Origin of the sequence: Billgrantia antri, from assembly GCF_019430905.1 — a bacterium.
GTDB classification, from domain to species: Bacteria; Pseudomonadota; Gammaproteobacteria; order Pseudomonadales; family Halomonadaceae; genus Halomonas; species Halomonas antri.
In genome coordinates, this window is sequence record NZ_JAHYCA010000007.1 from 12,701 (window position 1) to 37,377 (window position 24,677).

General features: G+C 66.5%; 21 protein-coding genes and 1 other RNA gene. 10 read left to right on the top strand and 12 right to left on the bottom strand.

The window, feature by feature from the left end:
- Nucleotides 1-66 precede the first annotated feature (66 nt).
- The gene (locus tag KPL81_RS17145; RefSeq protein ID WP_219793220.1) at nucleotides 67-1,371 is read left to right on the top strand and encodes a S41 family peptidase; all 1,305 of its coding nucleotides are present in this window, start codon (nucleotides 67-69) and stop codon (nucleotides 1,369-1,371) included.
- Between the two features lie 42 nt (nucleotides 1,372-1,413).
- Here the strand turns inward: KPL81_RS17145 and KPL81_RS17150 are convergent, their stop codons facing one another.
- From KPL81_RS17150 to KPL81_RS17165, 4 genes are all read right to left on the bottom strand, one after another.
- A complete protein-coding gene (locus tag KPL81_RS17150; protein WP_219793221.1) occupies nucleotides 1,414-2,661 on the bottom strand; it encodes a UbiH/UbiF/VisC/COQ6 family ubiquinone biosynthesis hydroxylase in 1,248 nt (415 codons plus the stop codon).
- Between the two features lie 64 nt (nucleotides 2,662-2,725).
- Nucleotides 2,726-3,937, bottom strand: a complete 1,212-nt coding sequence (gene ubiH / locus KPL81_RS17155; RefSeq protein ID WP_219793222.1) for a 2-octaprenyl-6-methoxyphenyl hydroxylase — start codon at nucleotides 3,935-3,937, stop codon at nucleotides 2,726-2,728.
- Nucleotides 3,938-4,013: 76 nt separating this feature from the next.
- Nucleotides 4,014-5,351, bottom strand: coding sequence for a Xaa-Pro aminopeptidase (gene pepP / locus KPL81_RS17160; RefSeq protein WP_219793223.1), 1,338 nt, complete (start codon nucleotides 5,349-5,351; stop codon nucleotides 4,014-4,016).
- Between the two features lie 40 nt (nucleotides 5,352-5,391).
- Nucleotides 5,392-5,967: a UPF0149 family protein gene (locus KPL81_RS17165; protein WP_219793224.1), complete on the bottom strand. Its 576-nt coding sequence runs from the start codon at nucleotides 5,965-5,967 to the stop codon at nucleotides 5,392-5,394.
- 157 nt (nucleotides 5,968-6,124) lie between these two features.
- Here KPL81_RS17165 and KPL81_RS17170 point away from each other — a divergent pair, with 157 nt between their 5' ends.
- The 3 genes from KPL81_RS17170 to KPL81_RS17180 all read left to right on the top strand — a co-directional run bounded on the left by KPL81_RS17170 (nucleotide 6,125) and on the right by KPL81_RS17180 (nucleotide 7,304).
- Complete coding sequence (locus tag KPL81_RS17170) at nucleotides 6,125-6,445, top strand: cell division protein ZapA (protein WP_219793225.1); 321 nt, start codon at nucleotides 6,125-6,127, stop codon at nucleotides 6,443-6,445.
- Nucleotides 6,446-6,481: 36 nt separating this feature from the next.
- A non-coding RNA gene (ssrS, locus tag KPL81_RS17175) (6S RNA) lies at nucleotides 6,482-6,666 on the top strand.
- An 8-nt stretch (nucleotides 6,667-6,674) separates the two neighbouring features.
- Entirely contained in the window at nucleotides 6,675-7,304 is a 630-nt protein-coding gene (locus KPL81_RS17180) for a 5-formyltetrahydrofolate cyclo-ligase (protein WP_219793226.1), read from the top strand.
- A 362-nt stretch (nucleotides 7,305-7,666) separates the two neighbouring features.
- On the opposite strand, the gene ilvA is transcribed toward KPL81_RS17180, so the two are convergent.
- Nucleotides 7,667-9,181 (bottom strand): threonine ammonia-lyase, biosynthetic, encoded by a 1,515-nt coding sequence (gene ilvA, locus KPL81_RS17185; RefSeq protein WP_209475130.1) that lies wholly within the window; start codon nucleotides 9,179-9,181, stop codon nucleotides 7,667-7,669.
- A gap of 170 nt (nucleotides 9,182-9,351) precedes the next feature.
- On the opposite strand from ilvA, the gene rpiA reads away from it, so the two are divergent.
- Entirely contained in the window at nucleotides 9,352-10,026 is a 675-nt protein-coding gene (gene rpiA, locus KPL81_RS17190) for a ribose-5-phosphate isomerase RpiA (RefSeq protein ID WP_219793227.1), read from the top strand.
- 25 nt (nucleotides 10,027-10,051) lie between these two features.
- Here rpiA and waaA read toward each other — a convergent pair whose 3' ends face one another.
- From waaA to KPL81_RS17205, 3 genes are read right to left on the bottom strand one after another with little or no spacing between them, the layout of a single operon-like run.
- On the bottom strand, nucleotides 10,052-11,356 hold the full coding sequence (waaA, locus tag KPL81_RS17195; protein ID WP_219793228.1) for a lipid IV(A) 3-deoxy-D-manno-octulosonic acid transferase: 1,305 nt from the start codon (nucleotides 11,354-11,356) through the stop codon (nucleotides 10,052-10,054).
- Nucleotides 11,356-12,786 (bottom strand): bifunctional D-glycero-beta-D-manno-heptose-7-phosphate kinase/D-glycero-beta-D-manno-heptose 1-phosphate adenylyltransferase HldE, encoded by a 1,431-nt coding sequence (gene hldE / locus KPL81_RS17200; RefSeq protein WP_219793229.1) that lies wholly within the window; start codon nucleotides 12,784-12,786, stop codon nucleotides 11,356-11,358. The genes waaA and hldE overlap by 1 nt, the downstream gene beginning before the upstream one ends.
- Nucleotides 12,776-13,873 (bottom strand): glycosyltransferase family 9 protein, encoded by a 1,098-nt coding sequence (locus tag KPL81_RS17205; protein WP_219793230.1) that lies wholly within the window; start codon nucleotides 13,871-13,873, stop codon nucleotides 12,776-12,778. Before KPL81_RS17205 ends, hldE begins: the two co-directional genes overlap by 11 nt.
- Here KPL81_RS17205 and KPL81_RS17210 point away from each other — a divergent pair.
- A complete protein-coding gene (locus tag KPL81_RS17210; RefSeq protein ID WP_219793231.1) occupies nucleotides 13,872-14,567 on the top strand; it encodes a 3-deoxy-D-manno-octulosonic acid kinase in 696 nt (231 codons plus the stop codon). The two genes, KPL81_RS17205 and KPL81_RS17210, sit on opposite strands and share 2 nt — an antisense overlap.
- Here the strand turns inward: KPL81_RS17210 and KPL81_RS17215 are convergent.
- Nucleotides 14,558-15,682: a glycosyltransferase family 4 protein gene (locus KPL81_RS17215; protein ID WP_240549357.1), complete on the bottom strand. Its 1,125-nt coding sequence runs from the start codon at nucleotides 15,680-15,682 to the stop codon at nucleotides 14,558-14,560. The two genes, KPL81_RS17210 and KPL81_RS17215, sit on opposite strands and share 10 nt — an antisense overlap.
- A 43-nt stretch (nucleotides 15,683-15,725) precedes the next feature.
- Between KPL81_RS17215 and KPL81_RS17220 the strand changes: the two genes are divergently transcribed.
- Entirely contained in the window at nucleotides 15,726-16,829 is a 1,104-nt protein-coding gene (locus KPL81_RS17220) for a glycosyltransferase family 9 protein (protein ID WP_219793232.1), read from the top strand.
- On the opposite strand, the gene KPL81_RS17225 is transcribed toward KPL81_RS17220, so the two are convergent.
- Nucleotides 16,783-17,562 carry a glycosyltransferase family 2 protein gene (locus KPL81_RS17225; protein ID WP_219793233.1) on the bottom strand — a complete coding sequence of 260 codons (780 nt, stop codon included), beginning with the start codon at nucleotides 17,560-17,562 and terminating at the stop codon, nucleotides 16,783-16,785. The two genes, KPL81_RS17220 and KPL81_RS17225, sit on opposite strands and share 47 nt — an antisense overlap.
- A 151-nt stretch (nucleotides 17,563-17,713) precedes the next feature.
- On the opposite strand from KPL81_RS17225, the gene KPL81_RS17230 reads away from it, so the two are divergent.
- Entirely contained in the window at nucleotides 17,714-19,393 is a 1,680-nt protein-coding gene (locus tag KPL81_RS17230) for a sulfatase-like hydrolase/transferase (RefSeq protein ID WP_219793234.1), read from the top strand.
- Between the two features lie 6 nt (nucleotides 19,394-19,399).
- On the opposite strand, the gene waaF is transcribed toward KPL81_RS17230, so the two are convergent.
- Entirely contained in the window at nucleotides 19,400-20,449 is a 1,050-nt protein-coding gene (gene waaF / locus KPL81_RS17235) for a lipopolysaccharide heptosyltransferase II (RefSeq protein WP_219793235.1), read from the bottom strand.
- On the bottom strand, nucleotides 20,446-21,411 hold the full coding sequence (gene rfaD / locus KPL81_RS17240) for an ADP-glyceromanno-heptose 6-epimerase (protein WP_219793236.1): 966 nt from the start codon (nucleotides 21,409-21,411) through the stop codon (nucleotides 20,446-20,448). Before rfaD ends, waaF begins: the two co-directional genes overlap by 4 nt.
- 98 nt (nucleotides 21,412-21,509) lie before the next feature.
- Between rfaD and glyQ the strand changes: the two genes are divergently transcribed.
- Together glyQ and glyS are read left to right on the top strand one after the other, a co-directional pair.
- Nucleotides 21,510-22,526 (top strand): glycine--tRNA ligase subunit alpha, encoded by a 1,017-nt coding sequence (gene glyQ, locus KPL81_RS17245; protein WP_240549358.1) that lies wholly within the window; start codon nucleotides 21,510-21,512, stop codon nucleotides 22,524-22,526.
- The gene (glyS, locus tag KPL81_RS17250; RefSeq protein ID WP_219793237.1) at nucleotides 22,527-24,593 is read left to right on the top strand and encodes a glycine--tRNA ligase subunit beta; all 2,067 of its coding nucleotides are present in this window, start codon (nucleotides 22,527-22,529) and stop codon (nucleotides 24,591-24,593) included.
- Nucleotides 24,594-24,677 lie beyond the last annotated feature (84 nt).

Genomic DNA, 24,677 nt, shown 5'->3' on the forward strand with positions numbered 1-24,677 from the left:
GAGATTTCACAAGCCCCAGGCCACGGGATATGCTGGACAGCCTCGCCTCGAAACCGCGGAGTTCGCATGTCCTCACGCCTTGTCCGCCTCCTGCCCGCACCACGACGCCTGCTGGCGGCGCTGCTGCCGATGACGCTGTTGGCCCTGCCCCTCATGCCCGTCCCCGCCGATGCGCAGGACGAGCCGGCGGTGAACGAGCTACCGCTGGAGGACATCCAGACCTTCGCCGAAGTGTTCGAGCGCATCAAGCGCGCCTACGTGGAGGAGGTCGACGACAGCACCCTGCTGCGCAACGCCATGCGCGGCATGCTCAGCGAACTCGACCCGCACTCCGCCTATCTCGACAGCGAGGAATTCCAGAGCCTGCGCGAGTCCACCGAGGGGGAATTCGGCGGCATCGGCATCGAGGTGGGCCTCGAGGAGGGCCGCCTGACCGTCATCACGCCGATCGACGATACCCCGGCATCGCGCGCCGGGGTGCAGGCGCGCGACATCATTCTGGCGATCGACGACACCCCCACCGAGCGACTCTCGCTGCAGGAGGCGGTGACGCTGATGCGTGGCGAGCCGGGCAGCGAGATCCACCTGACCCTCCAGCGCAGCGGCGTGGAGGCCCCCGTCGAGGTCACTCTTACGCGGGAGATCATCCGCACCGAGAGCGTGCGCAGCGAATTGCTGGAACCGGGCTACGGTTACCTGCGGGTGAGCCAGTTCCAGAACCGCACCGGCGACCAGGTCAACGACGCCATCCGCCAGCTGGAGCGCAACGCACCGCTGCAGGGCCTGATTCTCGATCTGCGCAACAATCCCGGCGGCGTTCTGCAGGCTGCCGTTGCGGTGGCCGATGCCTTCCTCGACAGCGGCCTGGTGGTCTACACCGAAGGGCGCCTGCCGGACACCGAGATGCGCTTCTCCGCCAGTCGCGAGACGGCAGCGCCCGACGTGCCGCTGGTGGTCCTGATCAACGGCGGCAGTGCTTCCGCCGCGGAGATCGTCGCCGGTGCGCTGCAGGACCAGCGCCGCGGTGTGATCATGGGCACCGAGAGCTTCGGCAAGGGGTCGGTGCAGCAGGTCCTGCCTCTGGGCAACGGCGAGGGCCTGAAGCTGACCACCGCGCTCTACTACACGCCCAACGGGCGCTCGATCCAGGCCCTGGGCATCGAGCCCGATGTGACCGTGGTACGCGGCCGTATCGAGGTGACCGAGAGCAGCCGACAGCTGCGCGAGGCCGACCTGGAAGGGCATCTGCGCTCGAGCGGCGAGCCGCGTACCTCCAGTGAAAGGTCCGCCCGACTGCGCGAGGACTACCAGCTCGGCGAGGCACTCAACCTGCTCAAGGCACTGAACGTGCTGGAACGTCGCCAGGGTTAAGGCATGGCGTGTTCCGGCCCTCAACCCGGGCCGGGACACATCTCAGCGACAGGAGGCCGGCAGGCGGCCGCGCTCGCCAACCGCTTGGCGCATCAGCAGTCGCTTGACCGGCGCCAGCCGGTCGACGCCGGCAAGACCCAGGTTGCGCGTCAGGGTAGCCAAAGGGTGGCGCGTGCCGAACAGCAAGCGGAAACCATCCATCAGCGCCAGCATCGCCGCGTTGTCACCGCGGCGCCGGCGCGCGTAGCGCTCGAGCATGCGTGGCTCGCCCAGACCGATGCCACGGCGCCGCGCCTCGAGAAGCTCTTCTGCCAGTACCGCCACGTCCATCAGCCCCAGGTTGACGCCTTGACCGGCCAGCGGGTGGATACTGTGGGCTGCATCGCCCACCAGGGCAAAGCCCGGCTGCACGTAGTGCTCGGCATGGCGCTGGGCCAGCGGCACCGCCAAGGCCCGGTCGACGACCTCGACCGCCCCCAGGCGGGCTTCGAAGGCGGCTTCCAGTTCGCGGCTCAATGCTGCAGGGACCAGGGCCGTCAACCGCTCGGCCTCTGCGGGCGTGGTCGACCAGACGATCGAACAGTAGCGCTCGTCCCCCTCCACCGTCAGCGGCAGGAACGCCAGTGGGCCGGTGGCGAGGAAGACCTGGCGCGCTACGCCGCCGTGCCCGTGCTCGGTACGCACAGTGGTCACCACGGCCACGTGGCCGGTGTCTCGCTCCTTCACCTTGATGCCGGCCAGCTCGCGCAGCGGCGAGCGTGCGCCATCGGCTGCCACCACCAGCGGTGCCGACAGCCGGCGGCCATCCTCGAGCACCACGGCGCGCCCCGCCTTCTCCACGTCCAGGCCAATCACCCGTGCGCTCAGATGCACGGCGACCGAGGGCAATTCGGCCAGGCGCCTCTCGAGGGCGGCCAGGATCACGTCGTTCTCGACGATATGGCCGAGCATCGGCACCCCGGCCTGCTCCGCCGAGAAGTTTACTTCACCACTGCCTTCACCGTCCCAGACCTGCATGAAGCGGTAGGGCGTCACCCGGCGCGCCGCCATCCACGGCCAGGCCTCCAAGCCGTCGAGCAGACGCTGGGAAACCGGCGTCAGGGCGCTGACGCGCATCGCTGGCGGACCTCTTCCCACGTCGTCGGCCGCCAGCGGCGCGGGACGCGGGTCGAGCAGAGCCACGGCGACCCCGGCCCGGCCCAGCAGAGCTGCCAGCGCAGCGCCCACCATGCCACCGCCCACCACGATGACCTCGTATTGCGTTGTCGGCTGCTTGGCCGTGTTCGTCATGCGTCACTCTCTCGCTCTCGGCCACCCGCAGGCGGCGGGTTCGGCCTGTGGTCCCGACGCTGCCTCAACGTTCCAGCCCCATGGCCCGGCGTGCCAGGCCGCGGCGCAGCGGACCCAGCAGGTTGAGCCCCACCAGTCCCGCCGCTCGGGCATGCGCCAGCAGGCCGTTGTCGATGCCGAACAGTCGCACCAGGCCGTCGCTGAAGCGAATCACCTGATGCCGGTCGACGATGCGCCTGGCCTCGAAGTCGCGCAGCGTCAGCATACCGCCGAGCGGCTCGCCGCCGGTCAGCGCCAGCTCCAGTGCGGCCGCCAGGTCGGTCACGCCGCGCAGCGCCAGATTGAAGCCCTGGCCGGCGACGGGATGCAGCGAATGGGCAGCGTTTCCCAGCACCGCCAGCCCCGGCCGGATGGTTTCCCGGGCGGTGACCAGTGTCAGCGGATAGGCATGGCGACTGCCGATGCGACGGAAGCGACCCGCACGATCGCCAAAGGCTTGCTGCAATTCGGCCAGGAAGTCACCGTCGCCCAGCTCCAGGCGGGGCTTCTCGCGCCCTGCGGGGTGGGTCCAGACCAGCGCCATCTGCTGTCCCGGCAGCGGCAGCAGCGCAATCGGCCCCTCGCGAGTGAAGCGCTCGTAGGCGACACCGTCGTGGGGCCGACTCATCTCGACATTGGCTATCAAGGCCACCTGATCGTAGGGCGCCGCGTCACTGGCGATGCCCAACTGCTCCTTGAGCCCCGAGCGGCCGCCGTCGGCCAGCACCGTCAGTCCGGCCCGCAGCGTACAGCCATCGGAGAGGGCGAGTCGATAGCCTTCTGCCTCGGGGGTGATCGCCTCGACGCTGGCGGGGCAGTGCCAATCGATGGGCAGTTCGGTCAGGCGTCGGTGCATGACGCGCCCCATCCAGGCGTTAGGGACGACGTAGCCCAGCGCCGGCTGGCCGAGCTCGGCGGCGGTAAGCCGGGTCACGCCCAGCCGGCCTCTCTCGCTGACGTGAATGAGCTGGATGGCTGCCGCCTGCTCGGCCATCGCCGACCACAGTCCCATGGCACGAAAGCGCTCCGCCGAGCCTTGGGCGATGGCACTGGAGCGGGCATCGAAGCTGGGCTGCCAGGGCGCCGCCACGCTGTCGAGGACAGGCGCGGCCTCGATCACTGCCACCGACAGGCCATGACGCTCGATCAGCGGCGCCAGGGCACAGCCCAGGCTGGCCCCCACCAGACCGCCGCCGACGATGGCGATGTCGACTTGGCGGCTAACAGGTGTCTGCATGGCGAGAGCCTATGCTATGAGTGTAAATAATGTAGTGTAAATTACGTAATAACATGGAAAGCCGATGCCTCAGTGGTTACTTGCTGGCCAACAGGGTCTCGATATCTGCCACTCGCTTGGGCACATCGGCAGTCAGCACCTCATGCCCCTCGGCGGTTACCGCCACGTCATCCTCGATGCGAATACCGATACCGCGAAACTCGGGAGCGATGTCATCGTCGATCGGGATATACAGGCCGGGCTCCACCGTAAGCACCATGCCCGGCGCCAGCGGGCGTGGCGCTCCCTCGCGGCGATACTCGCCCACGTCGTGCACATCGAGTCCCAGCCAGTGCGAGGTCGAGTGCAGGTAGAAGCGCTTGTAGCTCTCATCCTCGATGCGCGCCTCGACCTCGCCTTGCAGCAGCCCCAGATGGATCAAGCCGACAGTGAGATCGCGCACCACGCCGTCATGGATTTCGGCCAGCGTGGCCCCGGGACGAACCGCCGCCACGGCACGCTCCTGAGCCGCCAGCACCACCTCGTAGAGCGCACGCTGGGCGTCGCTGAAGCGGCCACCGACGGGAAAAGTGCGGGTGATGTCTCCGGCATACAGCTCGAACTCGGCCCCGGCATCGATCAACACCAGCTCGCCCTCGCGTAACGGCTTGTTATTCTCGATGTAGTGCAGCACACAAGCATTGGCGCCGCCACCCACGATGCTGGCGTAGGCCGGCCCGCTGCCGCCGTGCCAGCGAAACTCGTGCTCGAGCTCCGCCTGCAGGTGAAATTCGGCCAGACCGGGTCGGGAGACACGCATCGCGCGCCGGTGCGCCAGCGCCGAGATCCGTGCCGCATGGCGCATCAGGGCGAGCTCGCCGTCACTCTTGAACAGTCGCTGCTCGTGCAGCAGCGGTGCCAGGTCGGCATAGCTGCGCGGCGGACGAGCCCCGCGCCGCACCCGCGCCGCCAAGCGCCCCCTCACATCATCGGCCAGCGCCATGGCCTCGACATCGTCGAGCATCAGATAGAGCGTCGTGCGCCCATCGAGCAGCGCCTCCAGGCGTGCGTCGCGCTCGCCGTTCTCGTAGGCCTGATCGACGCCATGCTCGCGCACGGCCCCCTCGGCCCCCAGACGTATGCCGGTCCAGGCCTCCAGGCTCGGGTCGCGCTCCTGGCAGAACAGCACGCTCTCGCCTTCGATACGCCCCGGCAACAGCAGCAGCAGGGCGTCGGGCTCGGGAAAGCCAGTCAAATAGTGGAAGTCACTGTTCTGGCGGAAGGGGTAGTCGCTGTCGCGAGAGCGGGTGACGAGCCCGGCTCCGGGCAGCAGCACGGCGCTGTCCGGCGGCAACTGCCGCATCAGCGCCGCCCGGCGGGCACGGTATTCCTCATTGCCGATTGGCACAGGCCGGGGGAGGGGATCGGGTAGCATCATGGCTCCTTGCGAGCTAAGGAAAAGGAAAATGCGGGCATCAATGCTGCGTAGGCTCGCCGGACTCCACCTGCGGCTGGCCCGGGTGCTGTTCGGTGTAAAGCAGCATGGCCGCCATGCGGGCATGCTCGGTCAGCGCGAAGAGGTCGTTCTCGTTTTCGGCACTGTCGTCGATATCGGTCTCCATATCGCCCAGCGCCCCGAGATCGTCGATCGCTTCACGTAGCGCCTGCGACCAGCCCTGTCGCGGCGCGTCGCCGGTATCCTCGATCACCTCGAGGAAGCCGAGTGTCCACTCCTGCAGCCCTCGGGCACGCTCGGCCAGCGAAAACAGGTCGTCGGGCAGCAACGGTTCATAGTTGAGGGAACTATCGGCGAGCGCATCCAGCGTCTGGCGACGCCAGGCCAGCAGCGTCTCGGCGCTCTCGCGATCGCGAGGCTGCTCGACGCCGAGCCCATGACAGACCTCTTCCAGCCAGGCCTCGGCGGTGAGATCGTGGAGCGCCAGCTCGGCACACAGCCGACCGTCGAGAAAGGCCGGCGACTGCATGCTGCCATGGGAAAGGAACAGGTCGGCGATGGTGGAAAAGTCCGGACGATCGTCGCTCAGTGACATGCAGAACCCCTAGTCGATTTGCCGTGAGTTGCCTCCCGCAGGCCGCGCTGCGTTGACCGCCTGCGAAGGGCTCTCTTATAGTGAATGACTGAATTGATGTGTCTTGTTTCACCGGATGTTAACGCATCGGGCCAACAAGCCGACACTGGAGCCCGCCATGAGCGACGATGCCACTCGCCCCACCGCACAGGTGACCCTGCTGGGCCGACACTACATGTTCGCCTGCAATCCCGGCGAAGAGCGAAAGCTGGAGCGGGCCGCCCGCTATCTCGACCGGGCCATGCAGGGGATTCACTCCCAGAATAACCTGCTTGGCAGCGAACGCGTGGCGCTCATGGCCGCACTCAACATCACCCATGAACTGCTCGAAGTGCTGGATACACGACGCAGCGAGGAGCAGCAGCTCGACCGGCTGAGCGAACGCCTGGAACAGGCCATGGCGGGCGCGGTGCCGAGTCACCCAACTCCCGCCGAATGACATTGGACCCGCCCGTGAGCTCTGATAGGATGAGGGTGTTCCCTGGGGTGTTGGCCAGTCGTTAAAGTCCCTCGAGCCTATGAGCAATACCCAGGGCGGCCATTGGCTAGCCGGACCCGTGTGCATGTCCGTGCGTCGGAAAGCCTGACGGTTCGGCTGCGGCCACCCACCTTGAACCAAGGGTTCAAGGGCCAGAACGACAGCGGCACTCTGGGGAACTCTACCGAATATGCATGCCCTGCAAGACGCTCTCGTCTCCGAGACCTTCTCTTCCCGGCGTCAGCTGCGCCAGGAACTTCGGCGGCGGCGGCGTGCGCTGAGCCCGCGCCAACGCCAACAGGCCGACCGTGCCCTGTGCCGGCGCCTGCGCCAGCTGCCGGAGGTCCGCCGTGCCAGACGCGTGGCGCTCTACCTGCCCAACGATGGCGAGATCGATCCCCGGCCGCTGATCCCCTGGCTGACCCGCCGCGGCGTCCGTGTCTACCTTCCCGTACTCAAGCCGCTGTCGGACAACAGTCTGTGGTTCGTGCACTATCACCCTGGCACGCCCATGCGGCGTAACCGCTTCGGCATTCCCGAGCCGCACACACGCCATGGTGCCCACCGGGCCAGACGGGTGGCGACCTGGGCGCTGGATCTGATCCTGCTGCCATTGGTGGGCTTCGACGACCGGGGCCAGCGCATGGGCATGGGCGGCGGCTTCTACGACCGCAGCCTCGCCTTCACCCGCCGCCCCGGGCCGCGCCCCACGCTGATCGGGCTGGCCCACGAATGCCAGCGAGTAGACCGCCTGCCCGTCGCCCCCTGGGACGTACCGCTGGATGCCATCGTCAGCGACAGGCGGCTCGTACGCCCCTGACCCGGGGCAACAGCAAATAAAAAACCGGCCGAAGCCTCGCTTCGACCGGTTCTCAGTTTGTCTGATCATGGCACTGTTTGCCGACTCAGCCGCCTGCCAGCGCCTGGGCATAGCCAGTGACCACCACACCGATGCCAAACGCCAGCACCAGTGCCATGACCAGATCGGGCTTACGCTTCATTGTTACCTGCTCCTGACGTTCCCGTTATTGAACCTCGTCGCAGGAAGCCCGCGACAGCGCCGACTATAGGGCTTGTCACGGGTTGAAGACAACTGGTTCATGCTTCGATTACATAACGAAACTCAAGCCAATTCCCGCCTTTGGCGTAAGTTACCACTTACCAACACGCCCCCTTTCGGGTTCAGGCCATGAACAGGCGGTAGGCGTCGTTGTCGGACTCCTTCCAGTAGCGATAGCCGATCTCGTCGAAATACTCCTCGACGTGTGAGCGATCCCCGTTGGGAACCTGCATTCCGACCAGCACGCGACCGAAGGCAGCGCCATGATTGCGATAGTGGAACAGCGAGATGTTCCAGTCCTGGGGCAAGTGGGTGAGGAAATTCATCAAGGCCCCGGGGCGCTCGGGAAATTCGAAGCGATAGACCTCCTCATCGAAGTGTTCCTTGGGGCGCCCGCCGCCGAGATGGCGGATATGCAGCTTGGCCAGCTCATTGTCGGTGAGGTCGACTACCGGGTAGCCGGCCTCGAGCAGTTTGTCGATCACCGCCTGACGATCATCACCACCCGGCTTCACCTGAACGCCGACGAAGATATGCGCCTCTTCGGGATCGGCATAGCGGTAGTTGAACTCGGTGACCATGCGCTTGCCGATGGTGCGGCAGAACTTCTTGAAGCTGCCGGGACGCTCGGGGATGGTCACGGCCAGGATCGCCTCGCGCTGCTCGCCGAGTTCGGTGCGCTCGGCGATGTGCTGCAGGCGGTCGAAGTTGGTATTGGCTCCGGAATTGATGCACAGCAGGGTCTGGCCCTCGACGCCGGTCTGCTGGACGTACTTCTTGAGGCCGGCGAGCGACAGCGCCCCCGAAGTCTCCGATACCGCACGGGTATCGTCGAAGATGTCCTTGACTGCCGCGCACATCTCGTCGGCGTTGACGGTGATGACGTCGTCGACCAGGTCACGCACGATCTTGAACGGCACCTTGCCGATCTGCGCCACCGCCACGCCCTCGGCAAACACGCCGACCTGGTCGAGCGATACGCGCTTGCCGGCCGCAAGCGCCGCCTTGAGGCAGGCGCTGTCCTCGGCCTCGACGCCGATCACCTTGATGTCGGGTCGCAGGTACTTGACGTAAGCCGCTACGCCGGCAATCAGTCCGCCGCCGCCTACCGGCACGAAGATGGCATCCAGCGGCCCGCTGTGCTGACGCAGGATTTCCATGGCCACGGTACCCTGTCCGGCGATCACGTCGATGTCGTCGAAGGGGGGAATGTAGGTGTAACCGTGCTCGGCGATCAGTTCCTGGGCGTGCTCGGCGGCGGCGGCGAAGGCGTCGCCCCTGAGCACGACCTTGGCTCCGCGGGCCCGTACCGCCTGGACCTTGATCTCCGGCGTGATGCGCGGCATGACGATCACCGCCTTGACGCCCATCAGCTTGGCCGCCATGGCAAGTCCCTGGGCATGGTTGCCGGCCGAGGCGGCGATCACGCCCTTGGCCTTCTGCTCCTCGGAGAGCTGCGCCATCTTGTTGTAGGCGCCGCGAATCTTGAAGGAATAGACGGGCTGCAGGTCCTCGCGCTTGATCAGAATCTGGTTGTTGAAGCGCCGTGAAAGGAAGGGGGCAGGTGAGATCGGCGTTTCACGAGCGGCTTCGTAGACATGAGCCTGGAGGATCTTCTTGACGGTAGCTTCGAGCATCCTGATGTCCCGGAAGGAAGTGGCGCAGAGGAGCGGCAGCGTCTGCTGCATTGCAGAGAACCCCTATAGGTAGCATCTCTGCAACCTTGCCGTCCAGCGAACGCGTCGGCAGCAGGCCCCGTCTGGCCTATAATGGCGCCGTACCCGCCACCCATTGACGCGAGCACGACATGACCCAGGACGAACTAAAGGACGCCGTGGCCGCCGCCGCCATCGCGGAAATCGAATCGAAACTCGAGCGCGACACCATCCTTGGCATCGGCACCGGCTCTACCGCCAACCTGTTCATCGACCGCCTCGCTCGGCTACGCCACGATTTCAAGGGCGCCGTGGCCAGCTCGGAGGCCAGCGCCGAGCGCCTGCGGAGCCACGGCATCGAGGTGTTCGAACTCAACAGTGTGGGTACGGTACCCTTTTACATCGATGGCGCAGACGAAGTGAACGCTCACTTACACATGATCAAGGGCGGCGGAGCCGCGCTGACCCGCGAGAAGATCGTGGCAGCCTGTGCCGAGCGTTTCATCTGCATCGCCGATGGCTCGAAGAGGGTCGAGCGCCTCGGCAGCTTCCCGCTGCCGGTGGAGGTGATTCCCATGGCCCGCTCCTATGTCGCGCGCGAACTGGTCAAGCTGGGTGCCGACCCGGTCTACCGCGCAGGGGTGGTGACCGACAACGGCAACCAGATCATCGACTGCTACGAATTCATGATCGACGACCCGGTAGGCATGGAGGCACGCCTCAACGCCATCGTCGGCGTGGTCACCAACGGCCTGTTCGCCGCCCGCGGTGCCGACGTGCTGCTGCTGGGGACCGAGCAGGGGGTGGAGCGCCTGACCCCCGCCTGATCGCCGCCAGACGGTGAGTGGACACTCACTTACCGGGCAGCAGGCGTTCCAACCCGGTCAGTGTGAGAGCCAGCGCACCGCGATTGGCCGCCACAACCGCCAGGCCGGCCTCGGCCAGGCGGTGACGCTCGGCCTCGTCGAGGAACAGGGTGACCAGGGTATCGGCCAATGACGTGCTGTCGGCCACCTCGACCAGCGCGCCCCCCTGGCGCAGGGTCTCGGCAATGTCGGCGAAGTTGGCAAGCTCGGGGCCGGTCAGCACCGGCACGCCCATGGCCGCCGGCTCGAGCAGGTTGTGCCCGCCGACCGGCACCAGGCTGCCGCCGACGAAGGCCAGATCGGCCGCACCGTAGAGCGTGAGCAGCTCGCCCATGGTGTCACCCAGGTAGACGGCGGTACGCTCGTCAGGCCATTCGCCCAGCGAGCGCCGTGCCAGCCTCATGCCGGATTCCCGGGTGAGCTCGGCCACCGCCGCGAAGCGCTGCGGGTGGCGTGGTACCAGTATCAGCAGGGCGTTGGGATAGGACTGGCGCAGGCGCGCATGCGCCTCCAGCAGCTGCTCTTCCTCCCCGGGGTGGGTCGAACCGGCGACCCACACCGGGCGCGAACCCAGGTGCGTGCAAAGGCGCTTGCTGGCCTCATTCGAAGCGTCATCCGGAGTCAGGTCGTACTTGAGCGACCCCACCACATCGATTCGCGTGGTCGGCATGCCCAGTGCACGAAAGCGCTCGGCGTCGCCGCGCGACTTGGCGGCCAGCCAATCGAGCTGCCCCAGAGCCGTCGCCATCAACGGACGCAAGCGACGGTAGCCGCGAAAAGCCCGTGGTGACAGCCGCCCGTTGACCACCGCCGTGGGCACGCCATGGCGGCGACATGCCGCCAGCAGGTTGGGCCAGATCTCGGTCTCGAAGAAGAGGGCGAGCGAGGGCGACAACCGTGCAACGAAACGCCGCGCGGCACCGGGGTAGTCGAGCGGCACGAAGTGGTGCTGCAACCGCTCGGGCTGGCCAGCCTGGCGCCGCGCTGCCATCAGCGCGCGCACCCGCTCGGCGCCGGTGGCGGTCATGGTGGTGACCACGAGCTCATGGCGGGGATAGTGCGCCAGCAGCGCCTCGATCAGCGGCCGGGCGGCCTGCACCTCGCCCACCGAGGCACAGTGCAACCACAGGCGGGGCGCAGCCGCAGACGGGCGCGCTATCAACCCGAGCCGCTCCCGGCGCAGGTTAGTGTGTGCATGCTCACGCCAGACACGCCGCCAGACCAGGGGCGACAGCAGATAGAGCGCCGCCGAGTAAAGCCAGCGGGGCCAGTTCCCGGACACTGCCCTCATCAGCTTTCGCGGTCGAGGATGGTAGCGATCATGGCGGTGGTGGATACCCCATCCTCGAAGCCCAGCACCTTGACCTCACCTCCAGCGGCACGCACCGCCTCGCCGCCGGCGATGTCCTCGACGCGGTAGTCGCCGCCCTTGACCAACACGTCAGGCAGCACTGCTTCGATCAGCCGCTGCGGGGTGTCCTCGCTGAACGGCACCACCCAGTCCACCGCGCCGAGGCCGGCCAGCACCTGCATGCGACGGGCGAGCGGGTTGATCGGGCGTCTGGGCCCCTTGAGCCGGCCGATGGAGGCGTCATCGTTCACTGCGACCACCAGCCGGTCGCCGAGCTGGCGGGCGTGCTCCAGGTAAGCCACGTGGCCGGCATGCAGGATGTCGAAGCAGCCGTTGGTCATGACGACCCGCTCACCGCGCAGTTGGGCGGCGCGCACCGCCTCGACCAGCGGCGCCTCGCCGATGACTCCGAATTCGGCCAGCTTGTCGCCATGTACCGCGGTGTAGAGCTCGGCAATCGACAGCGTGGCGGTACCGGGCTTGGCCACCACCAAGCCGGCGGCCAGGTTGGCCAGGGTCATGGCCTCGGGAAAACCGTGGCCGGCCGCCAGTGCCAGCCCCAGCACGCCGATCACGGTGTCGCCGGCCCCGGTGACGTCGAACACCTCACGCGCCCGGGTCGGCAGGTGCAGCGGCTCGTGATCGCCACGAATCAGGGTCATGCCCTTTTCGCTACGGGTGATCAGCAGCGCCTCGAGCCCGAGCTCCGCGCACAGCGCCGCTCCCTTGGCGGCCAGTTCGTCATCGCTACGGCAGTGACCCACGACCGCCTCGAACTCGGCCAGATTGGGCGTGATCACGCTGGCGCCGCGGTACTTGGCGAAGTCGTTGCCCTTGGGGTCGATCAGCACCCGCTTGCCGGCACCGCGCACCAGCGCGATCAGCTCCTCGACCCGGTTGAGGGTCCCCTTGCCGTAATCGGAGAGAATCACCAGGTCACAGTCGGGAAGCCCTTGTTCGACTCGCGCCAGCAACCCGTGGGTATCGAGCTCCTCGAGTCCTTCTTCGAAGTCGAGGCGGATCAGCTGCTGGTTGCGGCTCATCACACGCAGCTTGGTGATGGTGGGAATCCCCGGGCTGCTCTCGAAATAGGTCTCGACGCCGGCAGCCTGCATGCGCTCGACCAGGCGGCGGGCATTGTCGTCGTCGCCGACCATGCCGCTCAGCGCGGCATGTGCACCCAGGGAAGCGATGTTGAGCGCCACGTTGGCCGCTCCGCCGGGGCGGTCCTCACTCTCCTCCACCCGCACCACCGGCACCGGGGCTTCCGGTGAGATGCGCGACGTGGCGCCTTGCCAGTAGCGATCGAGCATCACGTCGCCCACCACCAGCACGTGCGCCTGCTCCAGCGCGGTCAGGTCAAGCTTCATCGGGTCGTTCCTCTTCCTTGCGGTCGTCCGAACGCGTCAACAGCGCATCGAGCCGCTGGACGACGTCGTCGATGCGAATCAGTGACATGGCATCGGGGTGGCGCACACGCTGGCCCCAGGTGATTTCGTCGGGCTCACGGTGCAGGTAGGCGCGCACGGCATCGGGGTAGCGGTTTACCACGAAATCGCGCCAACGATAGGGTGCCGCGCGATCCGGGTTGGTCGTGGCGAACAGGCCCACCACCGGCGTGTCCATGGCGTTGGCCATGTGCACCGGCCCGGAGTCCGGCGCGATTGCGACCCGGGCGGAGGCGATCAGCGCCAGCAGGCCCTTGAGCGAGGTGGCACCGATGACGTCGATTACCGCCTCCGGACGCGACAGCGCCGCGATACGCTCGCCCATCTCCCGCTCCAGCGTACTGCCACCGCCGGTGAGCACCGTCTTCAAGCCATACTGGGCCCAGGCATGTTCGATGACGGCGGCGTAGCCCTCGGCCGACCAGTTGCGGAAGTTGCGCAGCCGCGGGTTGGCGCAGGGGCTCATCAACAGGTAAGGCGCATCGCCGGTGATGGCGCCGGCTTCTTCGATGGCCTCGCCGGGTAACGGCAGGTCCCATTCGAGCGATAGATCTTCCACTCCCATCAGGCGAGCGAAGTCGAGAAACGACTCCAGCACATGGGCTCGTGGATGCGGGGCCAGCTGCCGATGGGTGAACCAGTGCTGGGCATCCTTGGCCCGCGCCTTGTCGTAGCCCACCCGCACGTCGGCCTTGAGCCCCAGCGAGAGCACGCTGGCCCGCAGCGCCTGCTGCATGTGCAGCAACACGTCGAAGCGGGTACCGTCGAGCTCTCGCCACAGCCGGCGCATGCCGGCCAGCCCCGAGGCCTTGTCGTAGACGACGAACTCGACCCCCGATAGGCCGGCCAGTAGACTGTGTTCCGCCTTGCCGATGATCCAGGTGATGCGAGCGTCGGGCCACTGGCGCTGCAGCGCGCGTACGGTGGGTACCAGATTGCATACGTCGCCGAGAGCGGAGAGTCGCAGCACGGCGATATGGCGCGGTTGGGCAGGCAGAGGATGCTTCATGCACTTGGCAACATGTCGGACGGGAAAGGTTTTCATTCTATATGATGCGGACAGTGTATGTGACGCCGAGTCGGCGCCACAAATCGGACCCGCGCTGTTCGAGCCCGACCATTGGCATCGCGCCGGGAGGGTGATCGGTGCAGCCCCTGGTCGCGGCAGCAGCCTGTTTCTCGATGCCGGTGGCGAGCAGTGGGTACTGCGCCCCTATCGCCGCGGCGGCCTGGCCGCTCGGATCAGCACGACACGCTACCTGTGGACGGGGCTCGAGCGAACTCGCGCCTTCCGCGAATTGCGCCTCACTGCCCACCTCCACGCCCAGGGCCTGCCGGTACCGCGACCGGTGGCAGCCGGCGTGACCCGCCTTGGGCCGACCTACTCGGCGGCCCTGATCACGGTGCGAATTACCGGCGCTCGCGCTCTGGCCGAGCATCTGGACGATATCGAGCCGGCCCTGCTCGAACGGGTCGGAGCCACCGTGCGCCAATTTCATGAGGCCGGCCTCGACCACGTCGACCTCAATGCCCGCAACCTGCTTGTCGATGCCGACGGCGCCGTCTGGCTGATCGACCTCGACCGCTGCCGGCTGCGCGCGCCCGGCCCCTGGCGCGAGGCCAACCTCGATCGCCTGGACCGCTCGCTGGCCAAGTTCGGCGCCACCGAACACATGGCGGCGATTCGTCGTGGTTACGCCTGAGAGTACGCTTCGCCCAGGGCTGCCACGTGAGCCGTCACCCCGAACTGACGTTCGGCCCTGAGCCTGGCCGCCTGGCCAAGCCGGCTGCGCAGTGCCGCATCCCGCCCGAGCTCCGCCATGGCCGCAGCCCAAGCGTCAGGTGAGTCTGGGGCGGCGAGACGCCCGCTATCGGCCTCCAGCAGCTCGGGAATCGCCCCGCTGTCGGCCCCGATGACCGCCTTGCCGGCGGCCATCGCCTCGACCACGGTGAGGCCGAAGGCCTCGTTGCGCGACGGCACGCAGACCACGTCCAATGCTTCGAACAGCCGTGGCAGGTCATGGCGAAAGCCGGTAAAGGTCACTCGCTCCTGCAGCCCCAGAGCAACCACGCGTTCGCGCAGTCGCGCCACATAGCTCTCCTCGCTGCCCTCACCGGCCGTCAGCCCGCCGATCAATACCCCGTGCCAGGCCAGGTCGGATGCAAGCTCACGCAGTCTGGCCAGTCCCTCCAGCCACACCTCGTGGCCCTTGCCGTCGGTCAACCGCCCCGGCAGGCCGATTGCCACGCTGCCGACCGGCACGCCCAGCTCGAGTCGCAACGATTGACGTGCCGCCTCGTCCAGCTGCGGGGCGTAGGGGGCCAGGTCGATGCCCAGGTAGAGCCGCTGGATGCGTGTGGCAGGCAGCGGAAAGGCCGCCAGGTTGCGAGCACGTGTCGCTTCGCTGATGGCGAACAGCCGCGTGACGCGCCCATAGGCCCAGCGATGGTAGAGCCCCTTCTTCGGCCGGGTCACGCCCATGTGGTCGGTGAAGAACAGCTTGAGCCCCGGTCGCAGGCTCGCCAGCAGAGCCCCCAGGCGCAGGTCGCTGGACTTATGGCAGTGCAGCACCTCGATGCCGTGACGCTTCAGGTAGGTCAGCACAGGGCCCACCTGCAGCAGGGCCCGGCCCCTCGAAGGCACCGTCAGCGGCTCGATGCCGGCGGCCGCCAGACTCACGGCTACCCGGGAGCCGGCCAGCGCCAGACCATGCGCTTCCCACCCCTGGCGTTGCAGCTCGGGTATAATCCGCGCAGGATACATTTCGAGTCCGCCCCAGCCGTCCGAAAGGCAGATGTGCATGACCTTGTGCGCCAAGGCTTTCTCCTTCGTGTCGATCAACCGGGGCTCGGGAGCCCAGATGATGTCTTCTTCCACCGTGGCCGGTCGCCACGCAACGGATCCGCCACACATCCTGGTGGTGCGCAACGACAAGCTTGGCGACTTCATGCTCGCCTGGCCGGCACTCGCCTGCCTCAAGGCCAGCGCGCCCGAAGCACGGGTCAGCGTACTGGTACCGAGCTATACGGCGCCACTGGCGCGGCAGTGCCCATGGATCGATGAGGTGATTCTCGATCCCGGCGATACCGGAAGAGCAGCGCAGCGCGAGCTACTCGAGCGGCTGCGCCGCGAACGCTTCACGGCCATGCTGACGCTGTTCTCCACCCCGCGTATCGGCTGGCTGGGCTGGCGCGCCGGTATTCCGTGTCGCCTGGCGCCCGCCACCAAATGGGCGCAGCTATTCTACAATCATCGTATCGTCCAGCGCAGGTCACGCTCGGCTAAACCGGAATACCTGTACAACATCGAACTCGCCGAGGCGCTGCTCGGGGCCACGGGTCGCACTCCGGCCCCTCGTCCATCCCCGCCTTTCTGGCCACTGCCTCCCGGCACGACAGTTGCCCGGCGCGAGTCGCTCGCCACCGAGCTGGCCCTCGATACGTGCGCCCCCTGGCTGTTCCTGCATGCCGGTAGCGGCGGCTCGGCGGTGAATCTGACATCGACCCAGTACGCCGAGCTGGCGATAGCCGTCGATTCGCGTCTTGCCGTGCGTGGCATTCGCCCGCAGTGGCTGCTCACGGCCGGCCCCGGTGAGGAACCGACCGCTTGCGAACTGCGCGACTCGCTCGGCGCCCAGGGACTCCAAGCCGCGGTATTGCCATCGCGCGAGAGCCTGGCGGATTTTGCCATGACGCTCGCCGTCGCCGATCTTCTGATCGCCGGCTCCACCGGGCCCTTGCATATCGCCGGCTGCCTCAACCTTGCCACGGCGGGCTTCTATCCGGCCCACCGCTCGGCCACGGCCCTGCGCTGGCAGACCTGCAATGACGCAACGCTCCGCCTCGCCTTCAGCCCGCCGACAGACGCAGGCGAGAGCGACATGGCGGCCATCGACCTGCAAAACGCGGCCGACGCGATCAGCGCCCTGGTGCGTCGTCGGGTGGCGGCAAGGTCTGCGTCCTGATCCACAGGTCGGCATACTTGGCAAAGGTGGAGTGTGCCGACAGCAGCGCCAGAAGCAGCCCCTGGCGACCGTCGAGAAAGCCCGCTCGCAGCAGGTACATGCGCAGGAAACAGCCCAGCCCATGCACCAGGCCGGCCGCGAGACTGCCCCGCTTGCCGCGAGCGGCTCGCTGCTCGGCCCAAGCCTGGGCATAGTGGGCCGACTTCTCCAGATAGTGGCGCAGGTCGCGGTAGGTGTAGTGCAGCAGATCCCCCGACAATGCCTTGACCGGCAGTCCGTGCGGGTTGGTCAGTTTCTCGTGGACGAGGGCGTCATCATAGCCTGCCCTGCCCTTGGGATAGAGCCGCGCCACCCGGTCGGGATACCAGCCGGAGTGGCGAATGAAATCGCCGAAGCACCAGGAGAGACGCGGCAAGGTGTAGATAGCCGGTTCGCCGGTGGCCACGGCGCGCCTTATGCTTTCACCCAGTTCGGGGGACACCCGCTCATCGGCATCGACCATGAGAATCCAGTCGCTTTCGGCCGCAGCCTCGGCGCGCTGGCGCTGCACGCCGAACCCCTGCCAGTCGGCATTCACCCTCACCTTGTCGGTGAACTCGTGGGCGATGGCGCAGGTCGTATCCTGGCTGCCGGCATCCAGCACCACGATTTCATCGGCCCAGCGTAGCGTCTCCAGGCAGGCGCGCAGGTGGGCAGCCTCGTTCTTGACGATCAGTACCGCGGCCAGGGTCATCGACCTCTCCTCGTCGGTTCGGCGGCTGGCCAGTTTACTGCCGTGGCCGCGAGGCCGGCAAACCGGTGGTTGGCCACCCGCCAGACGATACGTGGTACAAGACGGGGGCGACTTGTAATCTGGGAGCGAATTCAATGGAAGAATCCACTACATGACGATTACGGCTGCACTTCTCGCTCTGGCTCGCCCGCGCTGGCTATCGCTGCTGGTCATCGGGCTGTGCCTGAGCCATGCCACTATCCTGCTCACTCGGGTGCCCCATTGGGGGATGCCCTTCCTGACGCTGGCCTGGATGGGACTGGGTTACACCTTTCGCTGGGGATCGCCCGGCCCGGCATCGCGTTCGGCCCCGCCGCGCAAGTGGCCCTGGGCGCTGCTTCCCATTGCGTTATGGGGGCTGTATCTCTATCTCGCCCAGAGCTTCGGCATCGTCGACCTGAGCGCGGTATTCTTCCATCTGCAGGCCGGCATGGCCGACCATGGTGGGGTCAGCCGGATCGGCGCGGCATTCTTCTATACCCTCTCCATGGCCGCGCTGCTGGTCTCCTTCACCTGGCTGATACGCCATGACCATCGCTGGCGCCGCGGCGAGCCGCTGCTGGCCCTCGTGCTGCTGGTGAGCAACCCGCTGCTTTATGGCATGGGCCAGCGCGGCGCCGCCATCGTCACCAAGCCCGGCGCCTGGCTCGAGCGCCACTACGTCGAGCCGGTTCTGCTCGAGTCTCCCCGCGATCCTCCCAATCTGCTGGTGCTGTATCTGGAGAGCATCGAGCGCACCTACGCCGACCGCGAACGCTTCGGCGATGCCTATGCCATTCTCGACCAGCTCGGTGAGCGTGGCCTGGTCTTCGAAGGCATCCAGCAGGTCGACAATACCGGCTGGACCATGGCCGGCATGATCGCCAGCCAGTGCGGCACGCCACTCATGCCGGCCGGGCTGCTGCACGATCGCCAGTTCTCGCCGCTGGACAAGGTGGTGCCCGGTGTCGACTGTCTCGGCGACCTGCTCTCGGCACAGGGCTACCGGCTCACCTACATGGGTGGCGCCAGCGTCAATTTCGCTGGCAAGGGGCTGTTCTACGAAGGGCACGGCTTCGACAACGTGCTTGGCCGCGAGGAGCTGCAGCCCCGCCTCGACGACCCCGAATACGTCAACAACTGGGGGCTCTATGATGATTCTCTCTACGACTACAGCCTCGAGGAGCTCCGCCACCTGAATGCACAGGACGGCCCCTGGGGCCTGGTCACCCTCTCCCTGGCCGGTCATGCCCCCTACGGCTATCCCGCCCAGGCCTGCCTCGACCGTCAGGGCGAGTTCGATGGCGTCGACATCCTGTTTTCGGTGGAATGTTCGACCTGGCTGGCCCGGGACTTCCTTGCCCGGGCCGAGGCCGAGGGACTGCTCGACGACACCCTGGTGGTCATTGCCAGCGATCACTTGACCATGCGCGTATCGGCCTGGGAGCAACTGATCGAAGGTGAGCGGGACAACACCTTCATCCTGCTGGGGCCCGGCATTCCTCAAGGACGACAGCGCCGCGAAGCCTCCATGGTCGATGCCTTCCCCACCATCCTCGAGGCCATGGGCTTCACCATCGACTGGCATCGCGCCGGCCTCGGCGTCTCGCTGCTCTCCGACGAGCCAACCCTGCTCGAGGAGCATGGTGCGGAATTCTTCAACGCCCGGATGCGGGAAGAGATCGTGCTTCAGGAACGGCTCTGGGAGGGCCTTGCCCCTCCCAGCCAGGCACCTGAGGAGGAAGTGATCCAGGAGCAGGTGGTAGAGACCCCCGAGGATGCCACCGGCGAGGAACCGGCCCAGGTACAGTAGGACGCATCAGCCGCTGGCGAAGACCTTCGGGGAGGGTGCAGCCAGTATGGCGGCCAGCACCCGCTGGGGTGAGAGCTGCACCAGGCAATTGGTGTGGCCCAGCGGACAACGGCGCTCGAAGCAGGGCGAGCAGTCCAATCCCAGATAGTGTACGACGGCGCTATCGGTCAGCGGTGGCGTATAGCCCGGCGACGATGAGCCATAGAGCGCGTGGATTCGGGTGCCCACCGCTGCGGCCACGTGCATCAAACCGGAGTCGTTGGTCACCACCTGCTGGCAATCGGCGAGCAGGTCGACCGCATCGGCCAGCCGAGTCTGGCCGCAAAGATTGTGCACGTGAGCCACCCCCTCGGCGATGGCCTCCCCGGCGGCGACATCCTTGGGCCCGCCCAGCACGCGTATTTCGAAACCTTCGGCCACCAGGCGCTCGGCCAGCTCGCGAAAATGCCCCAACGGCCACTGCTTGGCCGGGCCGTATTCGGCGCCGGGCATCAGGCCGATGGCCGGACGAGACGTCAGTCCCAGGCGGATGCGCAGCTCGATCAGGTTGTCGGCATCGACACTCAGCCGCGGGCGGGGAATGGCAAACTCGCCATGCCGCACCTCCTCCGCCGCCAGGCCCAGCGCCACGAAGCGCTTGACGGTCTGGTCCAGCACCGTCTTGTCGAGTTCGCGCCGATCGTTGATCACGCCATAGCGCTGCTCGCCGGTGTACCCCGTACGCCGGGGAATACGGGCCAGGAACGGCACCAGTGCCGACTTCCATGAGCGCGGCAGCACGATGGCCCTGTCGAAGCGACCCCGCAGCCGTCGCGCCAGGGCGCGCCGGGTACCCCAGCCGAATTCGCCGTGGCCGACATCGAGGGTCGCCACTTCGTCGACCTCCTCCATGCGTTCGAGGATCGGCTGCGACCAACCTGGCGCCACCACACCGATGCGACACTCGGGCTGACGCTGTTTGAGGCTCTTGAAGAGGCTCTGCGCCATGACCATGTCGCCGACCCAGGAAGGACCGACGATCAGTATGCGAGATGTCGGCGTTGCCGCCTGCCTCATCCCTGCGCCCCGTTCAGCCACTCAAGGTAGGCCCTCACGCCTTCGGCAACGGTATGGAACTCGCGTGCGTAGCCCGCCTCGCGCAGGCGCGAGATGTCCGCCCGGGTATAGCTCTGGTAGCGACCCTTGAGCTCCTCGGGAAAATCGATGTACTCGATGCGGCCACGGCCGTAGAAATCGATGACCGCCTCGCCGATGGCCTTGAACGGCTCGGCGCGGCCGGAGCCGAGATTGAAGATGCCGGACTTGCCGGGGTTGTCCAGGAACCACAGGTTGACGTCGACCACGTCGCCGACATAGACGAAGTCGCGGCTCTGCATGCCGGCCTCATAGCCGTCCCAGGCGCCGAACAGGCGGAGGTCCTGGCCAGCACGCACCTGGGTGTGGTTGTGGTAGGCAACGCTCGCCATCTTGCCCTTGTGCTGCTCGCGTGGCCCGTAGACGTTGAAGTAACGGAAGCCCACCACCTGGCTGCTGAAGCTGTCCCAGTGCTGGCGCACGTACTGGTCGAACAGCAGCTTGGAGTAGCCATAGACGTTGAGGGGCTTCTCGTACTCGGGCTCCTCACGGAAGACCTGGCTGCCGCCGTAGGTGGCCGCCGAGGAGGCGTAGAGGAAGGGGATGCCCTGCTGCTGGCAGTAGTGCAGCAGCACCTTGGAGTACTCGAAGTTGTTGTCGAGCATGAAGCGCCCATCCCACTCGGTGGTGTCCGAGCAGGCGCCTTCGTGAAAGATCGCCTCGATCGGCGGCAGGCGAGAGGGCTCGCCGCGCAGCGCCGCCTCGACACGCTCGCGAAAGTCGTCCTTGTCGAGATAATCACCCAGGGTGCAGTCCGCCAGATTGACGAACTTGGTGCCGTCGCGCAGGTCGTCGACGACCAGCACGTCATTGCGCCCGCGCGCGTTGAGGGCCTTGACCAGATTCGAGCCGATGAAGCCGGCGCCACCTGTCACTACGATCATTGTGAACCTCACTGGGGCGCAGCCGCTGCGCCTATAACCGATGTGCCTGTGATTGTATACTTGACGCCCAGTGAATTCATGGCCAACGGTGCTTCCACATGACTCCCTCGCCAAACCCATCGCAGACGCTCTCGACATCTTCGTCGACCTCGGCTACAGGGTCGACGCCAGACGCGACCACGTTCCAGGGCCTGATACTCGCCCTTCAGCAGTACTGGGCAGAACAAGGCTGCGTGGTGCTTCAACCGCTGGACATGGAGGTAGGGGCCGGCACCTTCCACCCCGCCACCTTTCTCCGCTCCATCGGCCCGGAAACCTGGAACGCCGCCTACGTGCAACCTTCGCGGCGCCCCACTGACGGCCGCTACGGCGAGAACCCCAACCGCCTGCAGCACTACTACCAGTTTCAGGTCGTCATGAAGCCCTCCCCTGACGACCTGCAGGAGCGCTTCCTGGGCTCGCTCGCTCGCCTCGGCCTCGATCCGCTGGTGCATGACATTCGCTTCGTCGAGGACAACTGGGAGTCGCCGACCCTTGGCGCCTGGGGCCTGGGCTGGGAAGTCTGGCTCAACGGCATGGAAGTGACCCAGTTCACCTACTTCCAGCAGGCCGGCGGCCTCGAGTGCTTCCCGGTGACCGGCGAGCTCACCTACGGACTCGAGCGCATCGCCATGTACCTGCAGAACGTCGACAGCGTCTACGACCTGATATGGACCATTGCCCCGGATGGCACCAAGGTCACCTACGGCGACGTCTACCTGCAGAACGAGCGCGAGCAGTCAGCCTATAACTTCGAGCATGCCGACGTACCGGCCCTGTTCGCCGCCTTCGATCACCAGGAGCAGGAGTGCGCCAAATTGCTCGCGGCCAACCTGCCACTGCCCGCCTACGAGCAGGTGCTCAAGGCTTCGCACACCTTCAACCTGCTCGATGCTCGCCACGCCATCTCGGTAACCGAACGTCAGCGCTTCATTCTGCGCGTGCGCACCATGGCCCGCGACGTGGCCCACGCCTACTACGCCTCACGCAAGGCGGCCGGCTTTCCGCTGGCCCCCGAGGCCCTGCGCCAGGAGTTGCTGGCCCAGGACACGACCGCCGAACAGGGAGACGCGTAAATGGCCGCCAACACCTTCTTGATCGAACTGGGCGTCGAGGAACTGCCGCCAAGCGCCATAGATTCGCTCTCGGACGCGCTGGCCGAGGGCCTTCGCCGCGGCCTTGCCGAAGCCGAGGTGACCTTCAACGCCGTTCGTGCCTATGCCACGCCACGTCGTCTGGCGGTACAGGTGACCGAACTCACCGACAAGCAGCCGGACCGCGAAGTGGAGCGCCGCGGACCGGCGCTCGCCGCCGCCTTCAAGGATGGTCAGCCGACCAAGGCCGCCGAAGGCTTTGCCCGCTCCTGTGGGGTCGAAGTGGGCGATCTGATCCATCTCGAAACAGATAAAGGCACTTGGCTCGGTTATCGCGAGCGGCAGCGTGGAGAAGCCACCACGGCTCTGCTTCCCGCCATCGTCGACAAGGCGATCTCTGCCCTGCCGGTACCCAAGAACATGCGCTGGGGTGCCTCCCGGGTCGAGTTCTCGCGGCCGGTGCACTGGCTGGTCATGCTCTACGGCGGCGAGGTGGTCGAAGCCGAAGCATTGGGGCTCAAGGCCGGCCGTATCACCCGAGGACATCGTTTCCACGCACCCGAGCCCATTGAATTGGGTCATGCCGACGCCTATCTCGAGGCACTCGAGCAGGCCTGGGTATTGGCCGACCGCGAACTGCGTCGTGAGCGCATCCGCGAGCAGGTGCTGGCTGAAGCGGAGGTTCATGAGGCTCAGGCCGTCATCGACGAGACGCTGCTCACCGAGGTCAGCGGACTGGTCGAATGGCCGGTGGCACTCACCGGCAGCTTCGACGAGCGTTTCCTCGAGGTGCCTTCGGAGTGCCTCATCTCCTCGATGAAGGCCAACCAGAAGTACTTCCATCTGCTTGACGAGCAGGGTCGGCTCAGGCCGCAGTTCATCACCATCTCGAACATCGACAGCCGGGATCCCCAGTTGGTTATCGAGGGTAACGAGAAGGTCATTCGTCCGCGCCTGGCAGACGCTGCCTTCTTCTTCGACACCGACCGCAAGCAGCCGCTGGCCGAACGCATCGGCGGCCTGGCCAGCGTGGTGTTCCAGCAGCAACTTGGTACGCTGGCTGACAAGGCTCATCGCAGCGCCGCCGTCGCCGCCTTCATCGCGGGCCGGATCGGTGGCGACGTGGCCCAGGCTCGGCGTGCCGCCGAACTCGCCAAGTGCGACCTCGTTACCGAGATGGTGCTCGAGTTCCCCGAGCTTCAGGGCATCATGGGACGCTACTATGCCACCCATGACGGCGAGCCCGCCGAAGTCGCCCAGGCGCTCGAGGAGCAGTACCTGCCGCGCTTCGCCGGCGACGAGATCCCGGCCAGCTCCACCGGCCAGGCCCTGGCCCTGGCCGACCGCCTGGACACCTTGACCGGTATCTTTGGTATCGGCCAACGCCCCAGCGGCACCAAGGACCCGTTCGCCCTGCGCCGCGCCGCCATCGGTGTGCTCAACATCCTGATCAAAGCAGAGCTGGATCTGGACCTGCGCGAGCTCCTCGAGCTGGCCGCCGCACAGCACCAGGAGCTGCCCTATGCGGAGAATCTGGTCGAGGAAGTGCTCGGCTACATGCTCGATCGATTCCGCGCCTGGGGGCAGGACGAGGGCATTCCCGCCGAGGTCTACCTCGCGGTTCGCGCCCGCCCGGTGACCAAGCCGCTGGACTTCGCCCGCCGCACGCGGGCCGTGCATGCCTTCACTCAACGCGAGGAAGCTGCTGCCTTGGCAGCCGCCAACAAGCGGGTCTCCAACATCCTGGCCAAACAGGCCGATGAAGTCGGCAGTCAGGTCGATGCCAAGCTGTTGCAGGAAGCCGCCGAGCAGGCTCTGTTCGATGCCGTCTCGTCGAGCCGCGAGCGAGTCATGCCGCTGTTCGCCGAGGGACGCTATCGCGAGGCACTGGACATCCTGGCTGGCCTGCGAGCTCCGGTGGATGGTTTCTTCGACGATGTCATGGTCATGGCCGACGACGATGCCATTCGTCGCAACCGCCTGGCACTGCTGGCCCAGCTTCAGGCACTCTTCCTCGAGGTCGCCGATATCGCTCTGCTTCAGCAGTAACAGCGCCTGTCACCTTACCGGCCGCGGTGCCATTGCCCGGCCGGTTTTTTATTCTCCTTTCTGATGTTTCACGTGAAACGCAAC

Coding starts and splice junctions, on each gene's coding strand:
- KPL81_RS17165 (WP_219793224.1), bottom strand. CDS start 5,967: ATGTCACTGAGCGACGATCGTCCGGACTTTTCCACCATCGCCGACCTG.
- KPL81_RS17150 (WP_219793221.1), bottom strand. CDS start 2,661: ATGACGAACACGGCCAAGCAGCCGACAACGCAATACGAGGTCATCGTG.
- rpiA (WP_219793227.1), top strand. CDS start 9,352: ATGACCCAGGACGAACTAAAGGACGCCGTGGCCGCCGCCGCCATCGCG.
- KPL81_RS17225 (WP_219793233.1), bottom strand. CDS start 17,562: ATGACCCTGGCCGCGGTACTGATCGTCAAGAACGAGGCTGCCCACCTG.
- KPL81_RS17220 (WP_219793232.1), top strand. CDS start 15,726: ATGATGTCTTCTTCCACCGTGGCCGGTCGCCACGCAACGGATCCGCCA.
- pepP (WP_219793223.1), bottom strand. CDS start 5,351: ATGCTACCCGATCCCCTCCCCCGGCCTGTGCCAATCGGCAATGAGGAA.
- KPL81_RS17180 (WP_219793226.1), top strand. CDS start 6,675: ATGCATGCCCTGCAAGACGCTCTCGTCTCCGAGACCTTCTCTTCCCGG.
- rfaD (WP_219793236.1), bottom strand. CDS start 21,411: ATGATCGTAGTGACAGGTGGCGCCGGCTTCATCGGCTCGAATCTGGTC.
- ilvA (WP_209475130.1), bottom strand. CDS start 9,181: ATGCTCGAAGCTACCGTCAAGAAGATCCTCCAGGCTCATGTCTACGAA.
- KPL81_RS17145 (WP_219793220.1), top strand. CDS start 67: ATGTCCTCACGCCTTGTCCGCCTCCTGCCCGCACCACGACGCCTGCTG.
- KPL81_RS17205 (WP_219793230.1), bottom strand. CDS start 13,873: ATGAAGCATCCTCTGCCTGCCCAACCGCGCCATATCGCCGTGCTGCGA.
- hldE (WP_219793229.1), bottom strand. CDS start 12,786: ATGAAGCTTGACCTGACCGCGCTGGAGCAGGCGCACGTGCTGGTGGTG.
- KPL81_RS17170 (WP_219793225.1), top strand. CDS start 6,125: ATGAGCGACGATGCCACTCGCCCCACCGCACAGGTGACCCTGCTGGGC.
- glyS (WP_219793237.1), top strand. CDS start 22,527: ATGGCCGCCAACACCTTCTTGATCGAACTGGGCGTCGAGGAACTGCCG.
- KPL81_RS17210 (WP_219793231.1), top strand. CDS start 13,872: ATGCACTTGGCAACATGTCGGACGGGAAAGGTTTTCATTCTATATGAT.
- waaA (WP_219793228.1), bottom strand. CDS start 11,356: ATGAGGGCAGTGTCCGGGAACTGGCCCCGCTGGCTTTACTCGGCGGCG.
- glyQ (WP_240549358.1), top strand. CDS start 21,510: ATGACTCCCTCGCCAAACCCATCGCAGACGCTCTCGACATCTTCGTCG.
- KPL81_RS17230 (WP_219793234.1), top strand. CDS start 17,714: ATGACGATTACGGCTGCACTTCTCGCTCTGGCTCGCCCGCGCTGGCTA.
- waaF (WP_219793235.1), bottom strand. CDS start 20,449: ATGAGGCAGGCGGCAACGCCGACATCTCGCATACTGATCGTCGGTCCT.
- ubiH (WP_219793222.1), bottom strand. CDS start 3,937: ATGCAGACACCTGTTAGCCGCCAAGTCGACATCGCCATCGTCGGCGGC.